At 60.0% G+C, this 16,421-nt stretch carries 10 protein-coding genes; 2 read left to right on the top strand and 8 right to left on the bottom strand.

Annotated features, from left to right (window positions below):
• Positions 1-111 precede the first annotated feature (111 nt).
• The 3 genes from QN219_RS19640 to QN219_RS19630 form a co-directional block, all read right to left on the bottom strand.
• Positions 112-3,108, bottom strand: a complete 2,997-nt coding sequence (locus tag QN219_RS19640; RefSeq protein ID WP_284001505.1) for an SPOR domain-containing protein — start codon at positions 3,106-3,108, stop codon at positions 112-114.
• A gap of 63 nt (positions 3,109-3,171) precedes the next feature.
• Positions 3,172-4,932, bottom strand: coding sequence for an arginine--tRNA ligase (gene argS / locus QN219_RS19635; RefSeq protein WP_284001504.1), 1,761 nt, complete (start codon positions 4,930-4,932; stop codon positions 3,172-3,174).
• 96 nt (positions 4,933-5,028) lie between these two features.
• Positions 5,029-6,243 carry a deoxyguanosinetriphosphate triphosphohydrolase gene (locus tag QN219_RS19630; RefSeq protein WP_284001503.1) on the bottom strand — a complete coding sequence of 405 codons (1,215 nt, stop codon included), beginning with the start codon at positions 6,241-6,243 and terminating at the stop codon, positions 5,029-5,031.
• Positions 6,244-6,458: 215 nt separating this feature from the next.
• On the opposite strand from QN219_RS19630, the gene erpA reads away from it, so the two are divergent.
• A complete protein-coding gene (gene erpA, locus QN219_RS19625; RefSeq protein ID WP_284001502.1) occupies positions 6,459-6,791 on the top strand; it encodes an iron-sulfur cluster insertion protein ErpA in 333 nt (110 codons plus the stop codon).
• Positions 6,792-6,842: 51 nt separating this feature from the next.
• Here erpA and QN219_RS19620 read toward each other — a convergent pair whose 3' ends face one another.
• Positions 6,843-8,306 carry a phosphatidylserine/phosphatidylglycerophosphate/cardiolipin synthase family protein gene (locus QN219_RS19620; RefSeq protein ID WP_284001500.1) on the bottom strand — a complete coding sequence of 488 codons (1,464 nt, stop codon included), beginning with the start codon at positions 8,304-8,306 and terminating at the stop codon, positions 6,843-6,845.
• 306 nt (positions 8,307-8,612) lie between these two features.
• On the opposite strand from QN219_RS19620, the gene xth reads away from it, so the two are divergent.
• A complete protein-coding gene (xth, locus tag QN219_RS19615) occupies positions 8,613-9,404 on the top strand; it encodes an exodeoxyribonuclease III (RefSeq protein WP_284001498.1) in 792 nt (263 codons plus the stop codon).
• Between the two features lie 20 nt (positions 9,405-9,424).
• On the opposite strand, the gene exoR is transcribed toward xth, so the two are convergent.
• From exoR to QN219_RS19595, 4 genes are all read right to left on the bottom strand, one after another.
• On the bottom strand, positions 9,425-10,228 hold the full coding sequence (gene exoR, locus QN219_RS19610) for a two-component system ChvIG regulator ExoR (RefSeq protein ID WP_173513323.1): 804 nt from the start codon (positions 10,226-10,228) through the stop codon (positions 9,425-9,427).
• A gap of 478 nt (positions 10,229-10,706) precedes the next feature.
• Positions 10,707-11,954: an OmpP1/FadL family transporter gene (locus QN219_RS19605; RefSeq protein WP_284001496.1), complete on the bottom strand. Its 1,248-nt coding sequence runs from the start codon at positions 11,952-11,954 to the stop codon at positions 10,707-10,709.
• Positions 11,955-12,408: 454 nt separating this feature from the next.
• Positions 12,409-15,252: a valine--tRNA ligase gene (locus QN219_RS19600; RefSeq protein ID WP_284001494.1), complete on the bottom strand. Its 2,844-nt coding sequence runs from the start codon at positions 15,250-15,252 to the stop codon at positions 12,409-12,411.
• 128 nt (positions 15,253-15,380) lie between these two features.
• Positions 15,381-16,190, bottom strand: coding sequence for a PopZ family protein (locus QN219_RS19595; RefSeq protein WP_284001492.1), 810 nt, complete (start codon positions 16,188-16,190; stop codon positions 15,381-15,383).
• Positions 16,191-16,421 lie beyond the last annotated feature (231 nt).

Below are 16,421 nucleotides of genomic sequence, written 5' to 3'. Positions count from 1 at the left end.
GGCGCGAAGTCACAAAGCCGCAGTTCCTCGGTCATTCACAGACAAAGTGTCGTCCGCAAAAGAAACGAGCGCGACATTTCTGCCGCGCCCCGTTCTGTTTCATTCCCGGACTTACTTCGTCACGAGGCAACTTCCGCCGGCGCTCTTGTAACGAGAGCAGAGGGCATTGGCCTCCTCCCGCGTGCCGGCCGGAATACGCACCCGGTAATAGGTGCCCTTGCCGCTGATCTCAGCCTTGCGAATATCAACGCCGCGGCCACCGATCACGCCCGCAAACTTCGCGGACAGATTGTTGTAGCTCTTCTGCGCTTCTGCTTCCGAGGGCAGCGATGCGATCTGGATCACGTAGCTGCCTGCGGGCACGGACGCGGTCGCAAGCGGCGCGGCCGGTGCGGCATTCGCCGTTTCCGTCACGGCTTCCTTTTCCGCCGGCGTTTTCTCTGCGTTCGCTGAAGCTCTGGCATCGTCCTGGCCTGTCGGACGCGTCTGCGGCACAGGTGCCAGCTGACCGCCAACCGCTGTCGTCTTCACACTGCGAACCGGAGCGAGCTCCTCGACGGAAGCATCGCTTGGCGCGGCAAGGGCGACCTTTTCGGCTCCGGCGGCCGGTTGTTCACCGGCGCGCAGTTCAGAGCCCGCATCGGCGACGGTTGCCGCCCCCTTCGAACCGGAGGCCGCAGCCTGACCGGAGGCGGTCGCGGGAATGGCTTGATTGTTGCCGATTGCCGTCGCGTCATTCGCCGGCGGAGCCACCGGCTCTTCGCGAGCGACCAGCGTGCCGTCGGGCTTGACGATCATCGTGCGGACCTTGCGCGGCGCAACCGCAGGAGCTTTTTCCTCCTCGGCCGACGCGGCATCGCTTGTTTCTTCGTCAGGCAGCAGGCGCGCCACTTCCTCGTCTTCCGCCGGCAAGGCGGCCGTCAACGCCTCCTCACCCTCGCTGCCTTCCAGCGGCAGAGTCTCCGGCGTCAGCGTTCTTTGGACGACATCCATCGGCTCCTCGGTCGAGGAGACCAAGGCCTCCTGGCGAGGTGCATCCCCCTGCGCTCCGGCGACGCGATCGTAGACGGCCTTGTCCTGGTTGGGTACGGTCTTGCCGCCCTTCACTTCCGGGACGACCTTTACCGGGTCCTTGTCCGCCAGGATAATCTTCGGACCATCTCCAGACAGGACGGCACTGCTCCCACCCATCCACGCATAGACGCCAGCTCCGCCAAGGATGATGACGCCCGCTACGCTGGCGGCCAGAAGCATCGTACGCTGCGAGCGGCGACCGTAGCCCTGCTCCCCGTATTCCGTGGTGCGGTCCAGTCTCGGCGCCGCCAGACGCTCTGTATCCTGCGCCGTGTCTTGACGCTCGGCCATCGACCGCTGGAAGTCTTCTTCCATCGCCTTTTCGAATTCATCGAAATCGTCGACCGCCACTGCCTGAGAATTTGCCTTCGCCGCCGGCAGCGCGGCGGCATCAGCGCCGTGATCGTCGACACGCGTACCGCTCCGTGGCGCTGGCGCGCCAAAAAGCTGCGCCATCTCCGCGTCGATATCCAGGTCGTAGTCAGTCGGATAGACGACGGGCTTCTCTTCGGCGTCCAGGGCCGGCAGTTGCGGCACTTCGACGTCCGCGATCGGCGCCACCCCGCTTTCCGGCTCGGCAATCATTGCGGGATCGAAAGGCAATACGCTTTCGACCGGAGCTTCCTCATCTGCGATCACCGGCGTCGCCGCCTGCGGCTCGTCGCGGCGGATTTCGGCCTCAACAGGCACCGACAGCGCCTGCAGGAACGGCTGCACCGCAGGCTCGACCAATGCAGGATGAGCGACAACCGGCTGCTCGGCCGCCGTTTGGACATCGCCTTGCACATCATCTTTCGGCGGGTCGATGTCGAGGGCGATTTCAGACAGTTCCAGTTCGAAATTCTCGATGTCGAAGCTGGGTTCCGACTCGACCGCCTCCAACTCCTGAACAGGTTCCAACTCCTGAACAGGCTCGGGTGCCAGGACGGGCGCCGGCGTCGCCACCGGCGAAGCGGCGGGCGCTGCGGGCATTTTCGCGACGATCGGCTCGACTATGGGCGCGGCAAAGGCGCGCTGCTGCGACGCACCGGTCGCAGACGCAACCGGCGTCGCACGGCTGAAGGTCGGCTTGAAAGGATAGCTGCTCTTCTTGACGGGCGAAGCGGGGCGCGCATGAACGGCCGGATGGGCCTCCACGGCGGCTGCCACCAAACCTGTCGCGACCGGCACTGGAAAACGCTCAACGTCAGCAAGCAGCTGATCGACATCGCCCTGAGGGCCAGGCGAAGCGGCAGCTGGCGCTGCGACGGCAACGTCAGTGGCCGCAGCCGCAGCCGCTTCCTCGTTGCGCCTGGCAAGTTCGTCCGCCATGTCGATAAAGACTGGTTCCGAGCTTACCGAGAGCTTGCCCGCCCCGGCGAAGGCGGCCGCGTGAAGAGCAAGAGGCACATACGACGCACCAATAGCGGGCGCGTCGAACGCCCCACGCCGCTCCGAGTGCGACTGAATGCTGCCACTCGAGCGGATATCGTTGGAACCTTGCGCGTCCTCAGCAAGCGACAAGTCCTCGTAGCCGAGCGAAAGTTCGAGTTCGCGCTCCAGGTCGACCGCCGGAAACTCGGCGACGTCGGCTGCATCGAGTTCGGCCGGCGCCGCGGCGTCGACAACGGGAGCCAGCGAAGCCAGCTCGTCATGTCGATCTTCGATCGGCTCGGAAATCGGAGAAACGCTGTCTTCGACCGCAGGCGCGAAGTTCTCGACAATCGCCTCGGCAGGCGCGAAAGCGCCATCCGGATCGCCGTAATGCTGCTCCGCCACGCCCCCGGCGGCCGGATGTTCGACAAGCCCGCTGTCCGGATGAACCGCAACCGCACGCGGAGCGTCATAGCTATCAAATTCGCGAAGAAGCTCTTCTTCGAGGTCGAAGGCGGGGTCCCGCCGGACCGCCTCCTGGTGACGCTGCAGTTCCTGCAATTGCTGAACGGCTGGCCGAGCATCGTAACCGACAATGCGGGCAAGTTCGCTCAACGGATCATCGTCGGCCAATACGTCGAATTCTGCCGGCCCGCTTCGTGCGAATTGTTTGTCTGCCATACTCTCCACTCACAATTGCCTGCGTTCGTTTGCCAGTGCATTGTGGGGAAATGGTGACAATACTTACCGCATCTCTTCCGGCGCTGAAGTGCCTGTAATAGACAGGCCCGACTTCAGTACCGAGGCGACAGCATGCACCAGCCCGAGTCTGGCAATGCTTAATTCTCTGTCCTTATCGTTAACAAAACGTAATTCAGGATTTTCTTTACCTTTGTTCCAGTGTCCGTGGAAGACTGCGGCAAGATCATACAGATAAAAAGCGATTCGGTGGGGCTCCTGCGAGAGTGCCGCCGCCTCGATGACACGGGGATATTCTGCCAGCTTGGCGACAAGCTGCATCTCTGCAGGATCAACGATTGCACCCGTCACTGCTGCGGCAAGATCAAGCGACGAGAAATCAAGGTCAGGAAACGCTTCCGCCGCCTGACGGAACACCGAGCAGCAACGCGCATGCGCATACTGCACGTAGAAGACCGGGTTATCCTTCGACTGTTCGGTGACCTTGGCGAAGTCGAAGTCGAGAGGCTCCGAGTTCTTCCGGTAGATCATCATGAAGCGAACCGGGTCGCGGCCGACTTCATCGACAACGTCGCGCAGCGTTACGAAGTCGCCGGACCGCTTGGACATCTTCACCGGTTCGCCGCCGCGATAGAGCTTGACGAGCTGGCAAAGCAGCACCTTCAGCTTGGCTGTCTCACCCGACACGGCGCGCGCCAGTGCTTCCAGCCGCTTGACGTAGCCGCCGTGATCAGCGCCGAGCACATAGATCATTTCGTTGAAGCCGCGATCGAACTTGTCTTTGAAGTAAGCAACGTCGGCGGCAAAATAGGTATAACTGCCGTCGGACTTGATCAGCGGACGGTCGATATCGTCGCCGACCTCCGTCGAGCGAAACAGTGTCTGTTCGCGGTCTTCCCAATCCTCCGGCAATTGCCCCTTCGGCGGCGGCAGCGTGCCCTTGTAGACGTGCCCCTTGAACGTGAGGTCATTAATTGCCGTGCGGATCCGCGTTGCGTTGTTGTCGTGCAGCGTCCGCTCGGAGAAAAACACATCGTGATGGACGTTCAGTGCAGCCAGATCCTCGCGGATCATCGCCATCATCGCGTCGATCACGCGCTCCTTGACGAGCGGCATCCACTTGTCGTCCGGCATGATCCTGAGGCTCGTGCCGAATTCGTCCGCCAGCGCCTCGCCCACCGGCACGAGATAGTCACCAGGATAGAGGCCCGGCGGGATCTCTCCGATGTCCTCGCCGAGCGCCTGCCGATAGCGCAGGAACGCCGAACGCGCCAGAACATCGATCTGCGAGCCCGCGTCGTTGATGTAATATTCCTTGGTCACGTCGTAGCCGGCAAAGGCGAGAAGATTGGCCAGCGCATCGCCGACAACCGCGCCGCGGCAATGCCCGACATGCATCGGCCCGGTTGGGTTGGCGGAGACGTATTCTACGTTCACCTTGCGTCCGGCACCGACGGTGCTGCGGCCGTAGTCGGTCCCCGCCCTCACCACCGAAGCCAGGAGCTTCTGCCAATAGGGGACCGAGAGGCGAACGTTGATGAAACCCGGTCCAGCAACGGAGACTTCGGTGATTTCCGGATCTTGCCGCAGCTTCTCTACGATCAGATCGGCGAGCGCGCGCGGATTCATGCCCAGCGATTTTGCGAGAACCATCGCCGCATTGGTTGCAACGTCGCCATGGCTCGCATCGCGCGGCGGCTCGACATTGATGCGCCCGAAATCAAGGTCGGCTCGCTTTTCACGCACGATATCAAGCGCTTCTAGAATGTTTTTAATTCTTGATTCGAAGTCTGTGAAAAGGTTCATCTGATCCGTCCGCTTTTTCCAGCCAAACTGGAGTATGGCGCAAAACTCAAAAGGAGGCCGGGTTCGACGAACCTGCAGCCTCCGGGCGGGGCGTCACTACCGCAAATCAGGCGTATGGTCAAACAAGCGCCTATGCGCACTGATCGCAAAAGTGTCCGTCATCCCGGCGAGATAATCTCCAACGTGGCGTGCCCGGGCCGGTTCCGCCATTCCGGCGATCTGGTCGATCCAGTAGTGTTCCTTCATAAGAAGCGGATCGGCCATGAAGGCTCGATACAGATCGGTGACGATCGAGGCCGCTCCCTGCCGCACCCTCATCACCTCGGGATGGCGGTAGATGCGGGTCATCAGAAGATGCTTGATCTGCCGATCGGTCTCACTCATCTCCTCCGAGAACGTGGCAATCGCCCTGCCCGCCAGCCGCACGTCGCCCGCGCTCTGTGGGCGGATTTCGCGAATACGCGCCTGCGCGACGCCAATGACGTCTTCCACCATCGCCGTAATCTGGCGCCGCATGATCTCGTGGGTAAACCGGCTGCTTTCCAGCCTAGGATACCGATCATGGACCTCGCGCATCAAACACGCGAGAAACGGAACCTCCTCCAACATCTCGAAAGTCAGGTATCCCGCGCGCAGGCCGTCATCTATGTCATGGGTATTGTAGGCGATATCGTCGGCAATCGCAGCGACCTGGGCCTCAAGGCTCGCAAAACTCGCGAGCTCGAGATCGTGCAGGGCGCAATAGTCCAGGATCGGCTGCGGAACCGGACCGCGCGTCCCTTCGCCAGCCGGCGTCAGAGGGCCGTTGTGCTTGACGAGGCCCTCAAGGCTCTCCCAGGTAAGATTCAAGCCGTCGAATTCCGCATAGCGCCGTTCCAGCTTGGTGACGATGCGTAGCGACTGCGCATTGTGGTCGAAGCCGCCATAGGGCTTCAGCACCTCGTGCAGCGCGTCTTCCCCAGTATGCCCGAAGGGCGTATGGCCGAAGTCATGCACAAGAGCAACGCCCTCCGCAAGGTCCTCATCGAGCTTCAGGGCGCGTGCCAGTGCGCGTGCGATCTGCGCGACTTCGATCGTATGCGTGAGGCGGGTGCGGTAGTGGTCACCATCGGCAGCGATGAAGACCTGCGTCTTGTGCTTCAACCGGCGAAATGCCGTCGTATGGACGATGCGATCGCGGTCACGCTGAAAATCGGAACGGGTCGGGCTGCCGGCCTCCGAATAGAGCCTGCCGCGCGTGGCCCAGGGATCCGACGCAAAGACGGCGTGCTCGCCGTAACCGAATCCGAGGGCCTGTCTGTCGAAAGTCATTTCTCACCTGTGCCGGCCGTCCCATTGACGGGACATTCAAGCCTTCATACCTATAGTGTACGCTACAGGAAAGCCGGCGCGAAATGCCGTGAGGGTCCTGAAGACAGATCAATGGCTTGGCGCCAGGTATTCAAGCCGATTCTCCGGCTTGACCCGTCGGAATGCCGAGCGCGAGTACGAATCTCTCCGGTTCTTGACCCCGGCAGGAGGCAGATATGACACAGGAAACAGTCACCCTTTCCGACGCGGCTGCCAAGCGCATCGCCACAATTCTCCAGACGGAAAAGGACAAGAGCGCGATGCGTGTCTCCGTCGAAGGCGGCGGGTGTTCCGGTTTTTCCTATAAGTTCGATCTGGTCGACACAGAAAACGATGACGATCTGGTTCTCGAAAAAGGGAATGCCAAGGTCCTGATCGACAGCCTCTCCCTCGTCTATATGGGCGGTTCGGAAATCGATTTCGTCGACAACCTGCTCGGCCAATCCTTCCAGATCAAGAATCCGAATGCCGTCGCAAGCTGCGGCTGCGGGACGAGCTTTTCGATCTGACGAACGCCAGAGTTGAGTCCCACGCTTCGAGTCCCCGAGGCCGAGCTTTGGCTATAGATAGGGTGACCCCAGCCAGAGAAGGCGGTTCGCCAGACGATTTGGAAAAGGCTGCTCACGGAGTCCCGCAAGCGTGACCTCCTCCGCCGTCGTCAATATCGCGCAGATCTTGTTGCTGACTGCGCGCGCAAAGGCGTCGTCAAGAACCTCCAGATCGAATTCGAAGTTGAGGCGCAGCGAGCGTGGATCGAGGTTGCTCGAACCGACATAGGTCCAACGCTCGTCGACGACCATCAGTTTGGAATGGTTGAACGCTCCCTGCGCCCGCCAGACGCGGCAATGGCCCTTGAGAACCTGGTCGAATTGCGCGGTCATTGCCCGGTCGATGAGGGTCAGATTGTTGATCGCGGGCACGACAATGTCCACTTCCACACCCCTTCGGGCGGCGGTCACCAGGGCGCTGATCAACTCCTTGTCTGGAAGGAAATACGGCGACATCAGGCGGATATGCTGGCGCGCAACCGAGAACGCGCCCATCAGCATTTTGTGGTTGGTCTCATTCGTGCTGTCCGGACCGGACGGCACGGCGCGCATGAGCACCGGAGGCGCGTCCGGCATGTCCTTTAGCACCCCGATCTTCCACGCGTCGCCCTCCAGGCTCTCCCCGCTCGAAAATTGCCAATCTTCTGCGGCGACCTGGAAAATGTCGGTGACAACAGGTCCGGTGACACGGAAATGCGTGTCGAAGGAAGCAGCCTTTCCTGCCACTTCCGCACTGAAGCCAGCCCGAATGTTCATACCGCCTGCGAAGGCGACGACGCCATCCACCACCAAGATTTTCCGGTGGGTGCGAAGATTGGCATAGGGTAGTCTCAGCCCCATGATGATGTTGCCGTTGAAGACCGCGGTCGGCACTCCGCCCTCCTTCAGGTAGCTGACCACGCTCGGCACCGAATAGCGCGCGCCGACCGCATCGATCAAAACCCTGACACCGACGCCGCGCTTCACCGCAGCAATCAGCGCATCGGCAAAGCGCAGGCCGATCGGATCCCTGTCGAAGATATAGCTTTCTATGAGGATGCTGCGCCGTGCGCCGGCGATTTCCTCAAGCATCGCGGCATAGACCGTGTCGCCACCTTCCAACATGGTGATGTGGTTTCCTGTCGACATCGCGTGACGCGCAACCCTGTCACCAAGCATCTTCATCGCGGCAAAGCGATGGCCGAAGCGGACGGCGACCTCGTCATGCGTCACGTCGTAACGGCCATATTGATCTGCTCCTCGCGGCCGCAGCAGCGAGCGTTGCAGGCCGATGGACGTACGGCGGATGCGATTGATACCGGCAACGGCGTATATCGCCGCCCCGATCACCGGTGACAGGAGCACGACGCCGACCCAGCCCGCGGCGGCGCGCACATCGTCCTTGGTCATCGCCGCATGGATAATCGCCGGCACGCCCAAAGCGAAGGAAAGCAGCGCCAGAAAATGCGGCCAGTAGTTTTCGACGAACTGGATCATGCGCGGGACTATAGAGCGAGACAGGGCGGAATCAATTCCTGCAACCGTGAGCAGTATCGCCGCGCGCAGAGAGCGAGATTTAGACGCTTTCCGGCGCCGGTTTTCCGTACCCACAGATGTTGGAGGGAACGGATTTGTCAAAAGAATTCGCAGCCGCTACAACGAATCGCCGCCACAGCGCCGCGCCCTTCCAGACGCATTGTGGTCGCTTTGGCACTTTGAATTGCTGCTTGTTTTGCCCTTAGATCGGCTTCGATTTAACGAAGCATGCAGTAGGACTCACCGACATGAAAGGCGATGCTGGCCATGAAGATTGCCACCTGGAACATCAACGGCGTCAAGGCGCGCGTCGACAGCCTCGTCGCCTGGCTTAAGGAATCGAACCCCGACATCGCCTGCCTGCAGGAAATCAAGTCAGTCGATGAGAGCTTTCCGAGAGGCGAGATCGAAGCGCTCGGTTATCACGTGGAAACGCATGGACAAAAGGGATTCAATGGCGTCGCGCTCCTCTCGAAACTGCGGCCAGACGAGGTCAATCGCGGCCTGCCGGGAGACGATACGGATGAGCAGGCGCGCTTCATCGAGGGGGTTTTCTCCGTCAAACACGGCGCGATCCGCGTATGCTGCCTATATCTGCCGAACGGAAATCCCGTCGAAAGCGAAAAATACCCCTACAAGCTAAGCTGGATGCAGCGCCTCGCCCAATTCGCTGAGCAACGGCTGAGGCTCGAAGAGCCGCTCATTCTCGCGGGCGACTACAATGTCATTCCGGAAGCCCACGACTGTTGGGACGTCAAGGTCTGGCAGAACGATGCACTTTTCCTGCCGGAAACGCGGGCCGCATTTCGGCGGCTTCGCAATCTCGGATTCACGGACGCGGTCCGTGCCACCTCGGACGAGGTACCGCTTTATTCATTCTGGGATTACCAAGCCGGGTGCTGGCCGAAGAACTTCGGCATTCGCATCGATCACCTGATGATCTCGCCCGAAGCAGCCGACAAGCTCGTGTCGACCTCCATAGAAAAGCACGTGCGCTCTTGGGAAAAACCGTCCGACCATGTGCCGGTCGCCGGTGAATTCGCGTTCGAACCGGCCTAGTTCTTGGGACGACAACCAGCTTAGTCGTCGGCCTGGAGGTGCATGTTCTGCGACATGACGATCGCAACACGGCGGTCGTCTTCGGTCGCCAGCGAGAAAGCCTGCTCCTGCATAGCCTGCAACCAGGGTCTGTCCTTCGGCGAACACTGATCGAGCGCTGCCGTCATGTAGGCAAGGCCACGAACGGTCTGGCCTTCCTGGAAGATCACGTTTCCGAAAACGCCCATCGCGCCAGCATGGCCATTCTTGCGCGCACGGTTCAGCCACTTCTTGGCCTGCTGAACGTTGACACTGCCGCCCTCGCCCGAGAGCAGCATCCGCGCAAGTTGAAACTGCGCCTCCGCGACACCAAAAGTGGATGCCGCCTGGAAATACAACTGCCGAGCCTGCGTCAGGTCCATCTTCACCGGGCTATCGGGAATGCCGCGCCGATAGTAACCGGCAAGCGAAATCAGCGCGTTGACGAAATATCCGGTATCTTCGGATCCGGGTTCGACGCCCTGCTGGGCAATTTCGCTGTAGATCTTGAATGCCTCGAGGTCGTCCTCGGTGACCCCGTCGCCATAGGCGTACATATTGGCGAGCGCCCAGCGCGATCCGGTATGTCCCTTTTCGGCCGCATAGCGATAGGCTTCGACCGCCTCATCCTTCCTGCCGTTCTTGTAGGCAGAAAAACCAAACTTGAAGAGGGCGAATGGGCCGGATTCCTTGGAAACGCCCGCCCCCGGATCGAACGCTCGCGCAGGCCCGGCGGCAGTCGCGCCAACCGCCAGCGACACACCCAACACTGCAACCCTAAGCGATTTGAATTCACCCGCGAGCATCACGATCAATTTCTTCCGTTCCAGCCGGCCACGCCGAACTCATCACCGCTGCAAACATCAATCTGTGCAGGGTCGCTTGCCATTCGAGTGCTCATCGGTTCCCAACGAGGCTACGACCATGGTGCCCACGATATTTTTCCCGCGCATCTCCGTCCGCGCAGCCGATGGTGGATCGGCAGGGCGTTTGATGCCAGTTGCGAAGGGATGTCATGACAGCACACAAACTCAGTTCACCTTAAACGGCACAGGTACAGCACTCGATCGCACGTTTGTCGGTATCATCGCTGCTCTCATTTTGTGGCGGGAAATGGACATAATCGACCCGGCCGCGATACTAGCAAACCATAGCAGCAAATGTGTTGCTGAATCGTCACATTCATGAATGCTCATAAAAGTGGTGTCGTCAGCCGAAGACACCTCGCGCCAATAAAGGAAGGCCCGGCAGAACCCGGGCCTTAAACGCTCCAATGGATGGGGGTCAGAACCTGACCTTTAGTGATGTAGAAATCGCACCTACGAAATCGTTGTCATAGTCGTAGGTCACCTCGTCACCAAAGACCTCACCATTGTGAGTCGTGGGGCCGGATTCGCCGCTTGTCAGAATACCGACGGCACCTGCAAACCGGAGTTCGACATTCTCCGTTGGCGTGTACGACACGCCCGTGCCGAGTGTCCACGTGTCAGTCTGCGTGCCGATGCCTGTACTGGTGCCACGATCCCAAGTAAGGCTGACGGCGCCGCTCCATTGATCGTTGAACTTGTGACCGATGCCACCCGTGACGGTCCATCCGTCGCGGTACAGCAGGTCAAGACTCGTGCACGGCGTCAATTGCGATGCCGTAGCCGGGCAGAACTCAAGGACCTGCAATTGGCTCCAATCGGTCCACTTGACGGAGCCGAATGCCAACCAGCCGGGTGCTATGCCGGACTGCACCTTGAGTTCCAGAGAATCCGGCATCGAAGCGGAACCGGAAACGTCGTACTTGGTACCTCTGATCGGGCCGAACGGAGTGGGAAATGCAAACTGCGTCAGGTCGATGAAGCCGGACAAATTGTTCAGATCAACCTCGCTGTTGTAAACGAGGCTCGCGCGCATTGCGTATTCCGGAATCTCGTAGGCAACACCGGCCCGCCATCCCCAACCGTCGCCCTCGAGCTCGAGTCGACCAACACCAGTGAGCGGTGCGACAGCGATTGCCGGCGCAACAAGCCGGTCTTTGAAACCATTAACCTCCTGGTAGAACCCGCCGCCGATGACGCGGAAGAAGCCGGGGCCCATCTCCCATTTATACGAGCAGGTGGCAGCGTAGTTGTCGCTTTCGACCTTCGTCTCGATGTTGTCGTTCGCGCCCATCCAGTCCTTACCGGGATTAGTGTGGGCGCCCCAAGGCTGAGAGTAGTCCGCCATACAGTCAAAACTGTCACCCAAACCAGCCTTTACACCGATGCGGGGCGCCCAATAACTTTCGGTGTCCTCAACGGTCGTGCTGCCGCCGCCTATACCGTTGGATCCGATACCATTCGCAGGGTTGATGTCCGTAACGTTCTTCAGTTCGCGCTGCGGATTAACGTAGGTCGCCGTCGCTTCGGCGGCATAATCCGACGGGTCAAACAGCAAATCGATATTATAACCGCTGCGCTCAAGCCCCCCAGCGTGCGCAGCCGACACCGCGAGCATTCCGGCGACGACCGCCAAAATGCCCTGCTTCATTCCACTTCGAGCCATTAAGCTCCTCCCCTGCACTTTCAGTGTGCGACAATCCACCTCATGTCGCGCTTGACAGGGAGTATCCTCACGATTGCGTGAAATGCAAACCGCGGCCTCGCGGATTGGCCGGCGGATCGGCCATTGGATTTACGTAAGAATTTGAAGATCTAGACACAATTCCGGAATCCTGGAACGGTTTTCCAATGAAGGCTGAGCATTCCGGATAGTTGAAAATAATATTCCACTTCTACGACGAAGTGTGGCCGAGCAACAACAATTTCGCTTTTTGCGCCGTTTAGCCGCAAGCATCTTTGGGCAAGTTGCCAATAAAACCAAGGCGTGTATTGCAGTGCTCCATCGCGTCGAATCGAGACCTGATTCGAAGTCCCCGGTCGCATAATAGAAAATCCGCGGCATTTCTACCGCGGATTGCATTTGTTCTTTGACGGAAAGCGTACACCTTCCCTGTGCTTTAACTCGCTTCCGAGACGCGGCTAAGCGCGACCCCCAGCGAATCCTTTTGCAGGTCCAGTTCGACCAGCCTTTCGCGTTCTGCCTCGACCAGTTCGGCCTTGGCGTTGGCCACGAACTTTTCGTTGGCAAGCTTGCCGAGAATCCTCTCGCGCTCGACCTCGACCTTGGCGATCGCCTTTTCCAGGCGGAGTTTCTCCGCCGCTAGATCGATAAGGTTGCCGAGCGGAAGGCAGGCCGTCGCTTCGGCAATGATGATCTGGGCGCTGCCGCGTGGCGCCACGGCCGCATGCTCGATGCTTTCCACTCTTGCCAAGCGCTTTATCGCCGAGGCATGCCGGTCAAGCCGCTCGCTCGTCAGTCCATTTGCACCGACGATCACCAGCGGTGCCGTCGCCGCCGGCGGAACGTTCATTTCCGCACGCACCGAGCGAATGCCCGAGACGAGATCGATCAGCCAGTTGATTTCGTCGGCGGCAGCATCATCCGCATAGAAGGCAGACGGCCATTCCGCATGGCACAACAGTGTGTCGCGCTCGCGACCGGGGCCGCCTGTCTTCTCCCAGAGTTCCTCGGTCATGAAGGGCATGAACGGGTGCAAGAGCTTGTAGATCTCGTCCAGGACATAGGCGACGCAGGCCTGCGACTCCCGCTTCGCCTCCTCGTCACTGCCGTTAAAGACGGGCTTCAGCAGCTCCAGATACCAATCACAGAACTGGTTCCAGACAAAGCGATAGAGACCGCCGGCAGCTTCGTTGAAACGGTATCCCTCGATTGCTTCGGTCACGTCACGGATTGTTCGCGAAAGCTCGGTGAGAATCCAGCGGTTGATGGTCAACGACGTGGCTTCCGGAATGAAGCCCTCGCTGTTCGTCACACCGTTCATCTCGGCAAACCGCGTTGCATTCCAAAGCTTGGTGCCGAAGTTGCGGTAGCCGGCAATACGGGCCGGGTCGAGCTTCACGTCGCGCCCCTGCGCCGCCATGATCGCCAAGGTGAAGCGCAGCGCGTCGGCCCCGTATTCGTCCATCAGTTCCAACGGGTCGATGACGTTGCCCTTCGACTTCGACATCTTCTGGCCGTTCTTGTCGCGAACGAGCGCGTGGACGTAAACGGTGTGGAACGGCTCGACGGGCGTGCCGTCGGCATCCTTCATGAAATGAAGGCCCATCATCATCATTCGGGCGACCCAGAAGAAGATGATGTCAAAGCCGGTCACCAGAACATCGGTCTGGTAGTATTTTTCGAGTTCCGGCGTTTCGTTCGGCCAGCCGAGCGTCGAGAACGGCCAGAGCGCGGACGAGAACCAGGTGTCGAGCACGTCCTCGTCGCGCGTCAAGATTTCGCCCGGCTTGAAGTTTTCGAGAAGGTCTTCGACATAAGCCTTCATCGGACCTTCATGCGCAAGATAATGCTGGATCGCGGCATGCAGCGCTTCTTCCTCGGTCCTCTCGACGAAGACCTGGCCGTCGGGACCGTACCAGGCGGGGATCTGATGTCCCCACCAGAGCTGGCGAGAAATGCACCAGGGCTGGATATTCTCCATCCACTCGAAATAGGTCTTTTCCCAGTTCTTCGGAACGAAACTGGTCCGCCCCTCCCTGACCGCAGCGATCGCGGGCTTGGCCAGCGTCTTGGCGTCGACATACCACTGCTCGGTCAGGCGCGGCTCGATCGGCACGCCGCCGCGATCGCCGTGTGGCACCGTATGCCTGTGCGGCTCGATGTGATCGACGAGCCCGGCTTCCTCTAGAATCTCGACGATCAGCCTGCGCGCCTCGAAGCGATCCTTGCCCTCGAGCTGATCCCAGGCGCCGTGGAGAGCGGCCGGATGATCGAGCCCCTCGAGAAAGTCTTCATTGTTCTTGATCGTGATCCGTCCATCCGCAGTCAGCACATTGACCTGGCGAAGCCCTCTCCGCTTTCCGACGTCGAAATCGTTGAAGTCGTGGGCCGGCGTCATCTTGACGGCGCCGGTACCGGTCGCCGGATCGGGGTATTCGTCGGCAACGATCGGAATCCGTCTCCCGACGATCGGCAGGATCACGTGCTTGCCGACAATGCCCTTGTAGCGCGCGTCGTCGGGATGGACCGCAACACCGGTATCGCCGAGCATTGTTTCCGGACGTGTCGTCGCGACGACGAGGTAGTCGCGGTCTTCCCATTCCGTGGCGTTGCCGTCGTCATCGAAGGCCACCGGATGCTGATAGGTGATGCCCTCTTCCAACGGGTACCGCAGGTGCCAGAGATGGCCATTGACCTCGACCTGCTCGACTTCGATATCGGAAATCGCCGTCTGCAGTTTCGGATCCCAATTGACCAGGCGTTTATCGCGATAGATCAAGCCTTCCTTATAAAGGCTTACAAAAACTTCGAGAACGGCATCGGACAGTCCGTCATCCATAGTGAAGCGTTCGCGCGACCAGTCGCAGGACGCTCCAAGGCGTTTCAACTGGTTGAAGATCAAACCACCGGATTCGGCCTTCCACTCCCACACCTTCTCGACGAAGGCTTCACGCCCCATCTCGCGCCGGCCGGGCAGCTGTCTTTGTGCGAGTTGACGCTCGACAACCATCTGCGTGGCGATGCCGGCGTGATCCATGCCTGGCTGCCAGAGCACATCCTTGCCGCGCATACGTTCGAAGCGCACCATGATGTCCTGCAGCGTATTGTTCAGCGCGTGGCCCATATGCAGCGAGCCCGTCACGTTAGGCGGCGGGATCACGATGCAGAAGCTCTCGGCGCCGGGCTTTGCACCGGCGCCTGCACGAAACGCGTTTTCTTCGTCCCACTTCTTGGCGATGCGCGGGTCGACGGATGCGGAATCGTAGGTCTTATCAAGCATTTTTTGGCCAGTTTTGGAGATTGATAATCAGCGTTTTGTAAACCGGAAGGGGCAACGCAAGTCAACACGAACGGCGAAAAAGCCGCAAGCGGTGACGCCGGCGCTTTGACTCTCCGCCGAAGCGCCCGTCAGCGGCGAGGACCGCGTGCCACGCGCTCGATTTCCTCACGCACCAGACGCTCGACCAGGGTGGGCAGATTATCATCCAGCCACTCCTGAAGCATCGGCCGAAGCATCGCTTCGGCAATCTCGTCGAACGAGCGTCTTGGCCCTTGTTCGACTGCATGGGCAAGGTCTTCGAACGAGCGTGCCACCTGACGGCTGACGGCTGGCGAAACGATCGCGCCCGGTGCTTCCTCGGCGACGGCTGCTTTCTCCTGAGGAGCGGCCTGCGACGATCCGTGAGGCTCGAGCGCTGCAGATTTCCGTTCTGCGGCGATATCCCGCCGGGTGGGCTCATCCTCCGCTTCTGTCCCGGCGACCGCGCTTGCCGGATTGGCCGGCGAAGAGACCGCCGCCATTCGCGAGGTGATCACCGGACTATTCTGCACCGGGGGCGTCGACGCCGGGCCGACCTGATCCTTGGAAACATAGTTCACGGCGTGACGCTCTGACGCGGCCCTTACTCTTGCCGCAACGTCGGCAAGCGAAAGCGGCGGCTGCGGCGACGCCTGCGTTTCTGCTGGATTGTCGGTCGTCTCCACCGCTGACACATACGACACCGTCTTGGACGGAGAGAGGAGCTCGTCGGATGTGCCGAATGCGACCGTCTCGATTTCGGAGTCAATCGTCAGTTCGATCTCGTCCGCGGATTCGTCTTCGAATTCCTGCTGGACAGAGGATCCTGCCTGCCCAGGCTCGTTGTTCTCGATGATCTTGCGAATGGACGCCAGAATCTCGTCCATCGAAGGTTCACGCGCGACATTGAGCTGTGCCATTTCCATCCTCGTTTGGTGCGGCCAAACATGGGCTTGGAACACCCCGTGTGCCGATTTCAAACAGACCTTAAGTGAGTTCGCGGACGAAACAAACGCCGCGAATCAACCAGGGGAATTCTTGCACAGATTTGTTTTTCGGGGCAGATACTGCCTGCCTCACCTACTGCATGTTTCCTAAACCGTAGCCGATTTAAGGATCAAAACGTGCAGCAATTCAAAGTGCTACAGTGC

Source organism: Sinorhizobium sp. 8-89, assembly GCF_030124325.1.
GTDB lineage: Bacteria > Pseudomonadota > Alphaproteobacteria > Rhizobiales > Rhizobiaceae > Sinorhizobium.
Note: the sequence above shows the minus strand (reverse complement) of the source record. Positions and strands in the feature narration are given on the sequence as shown.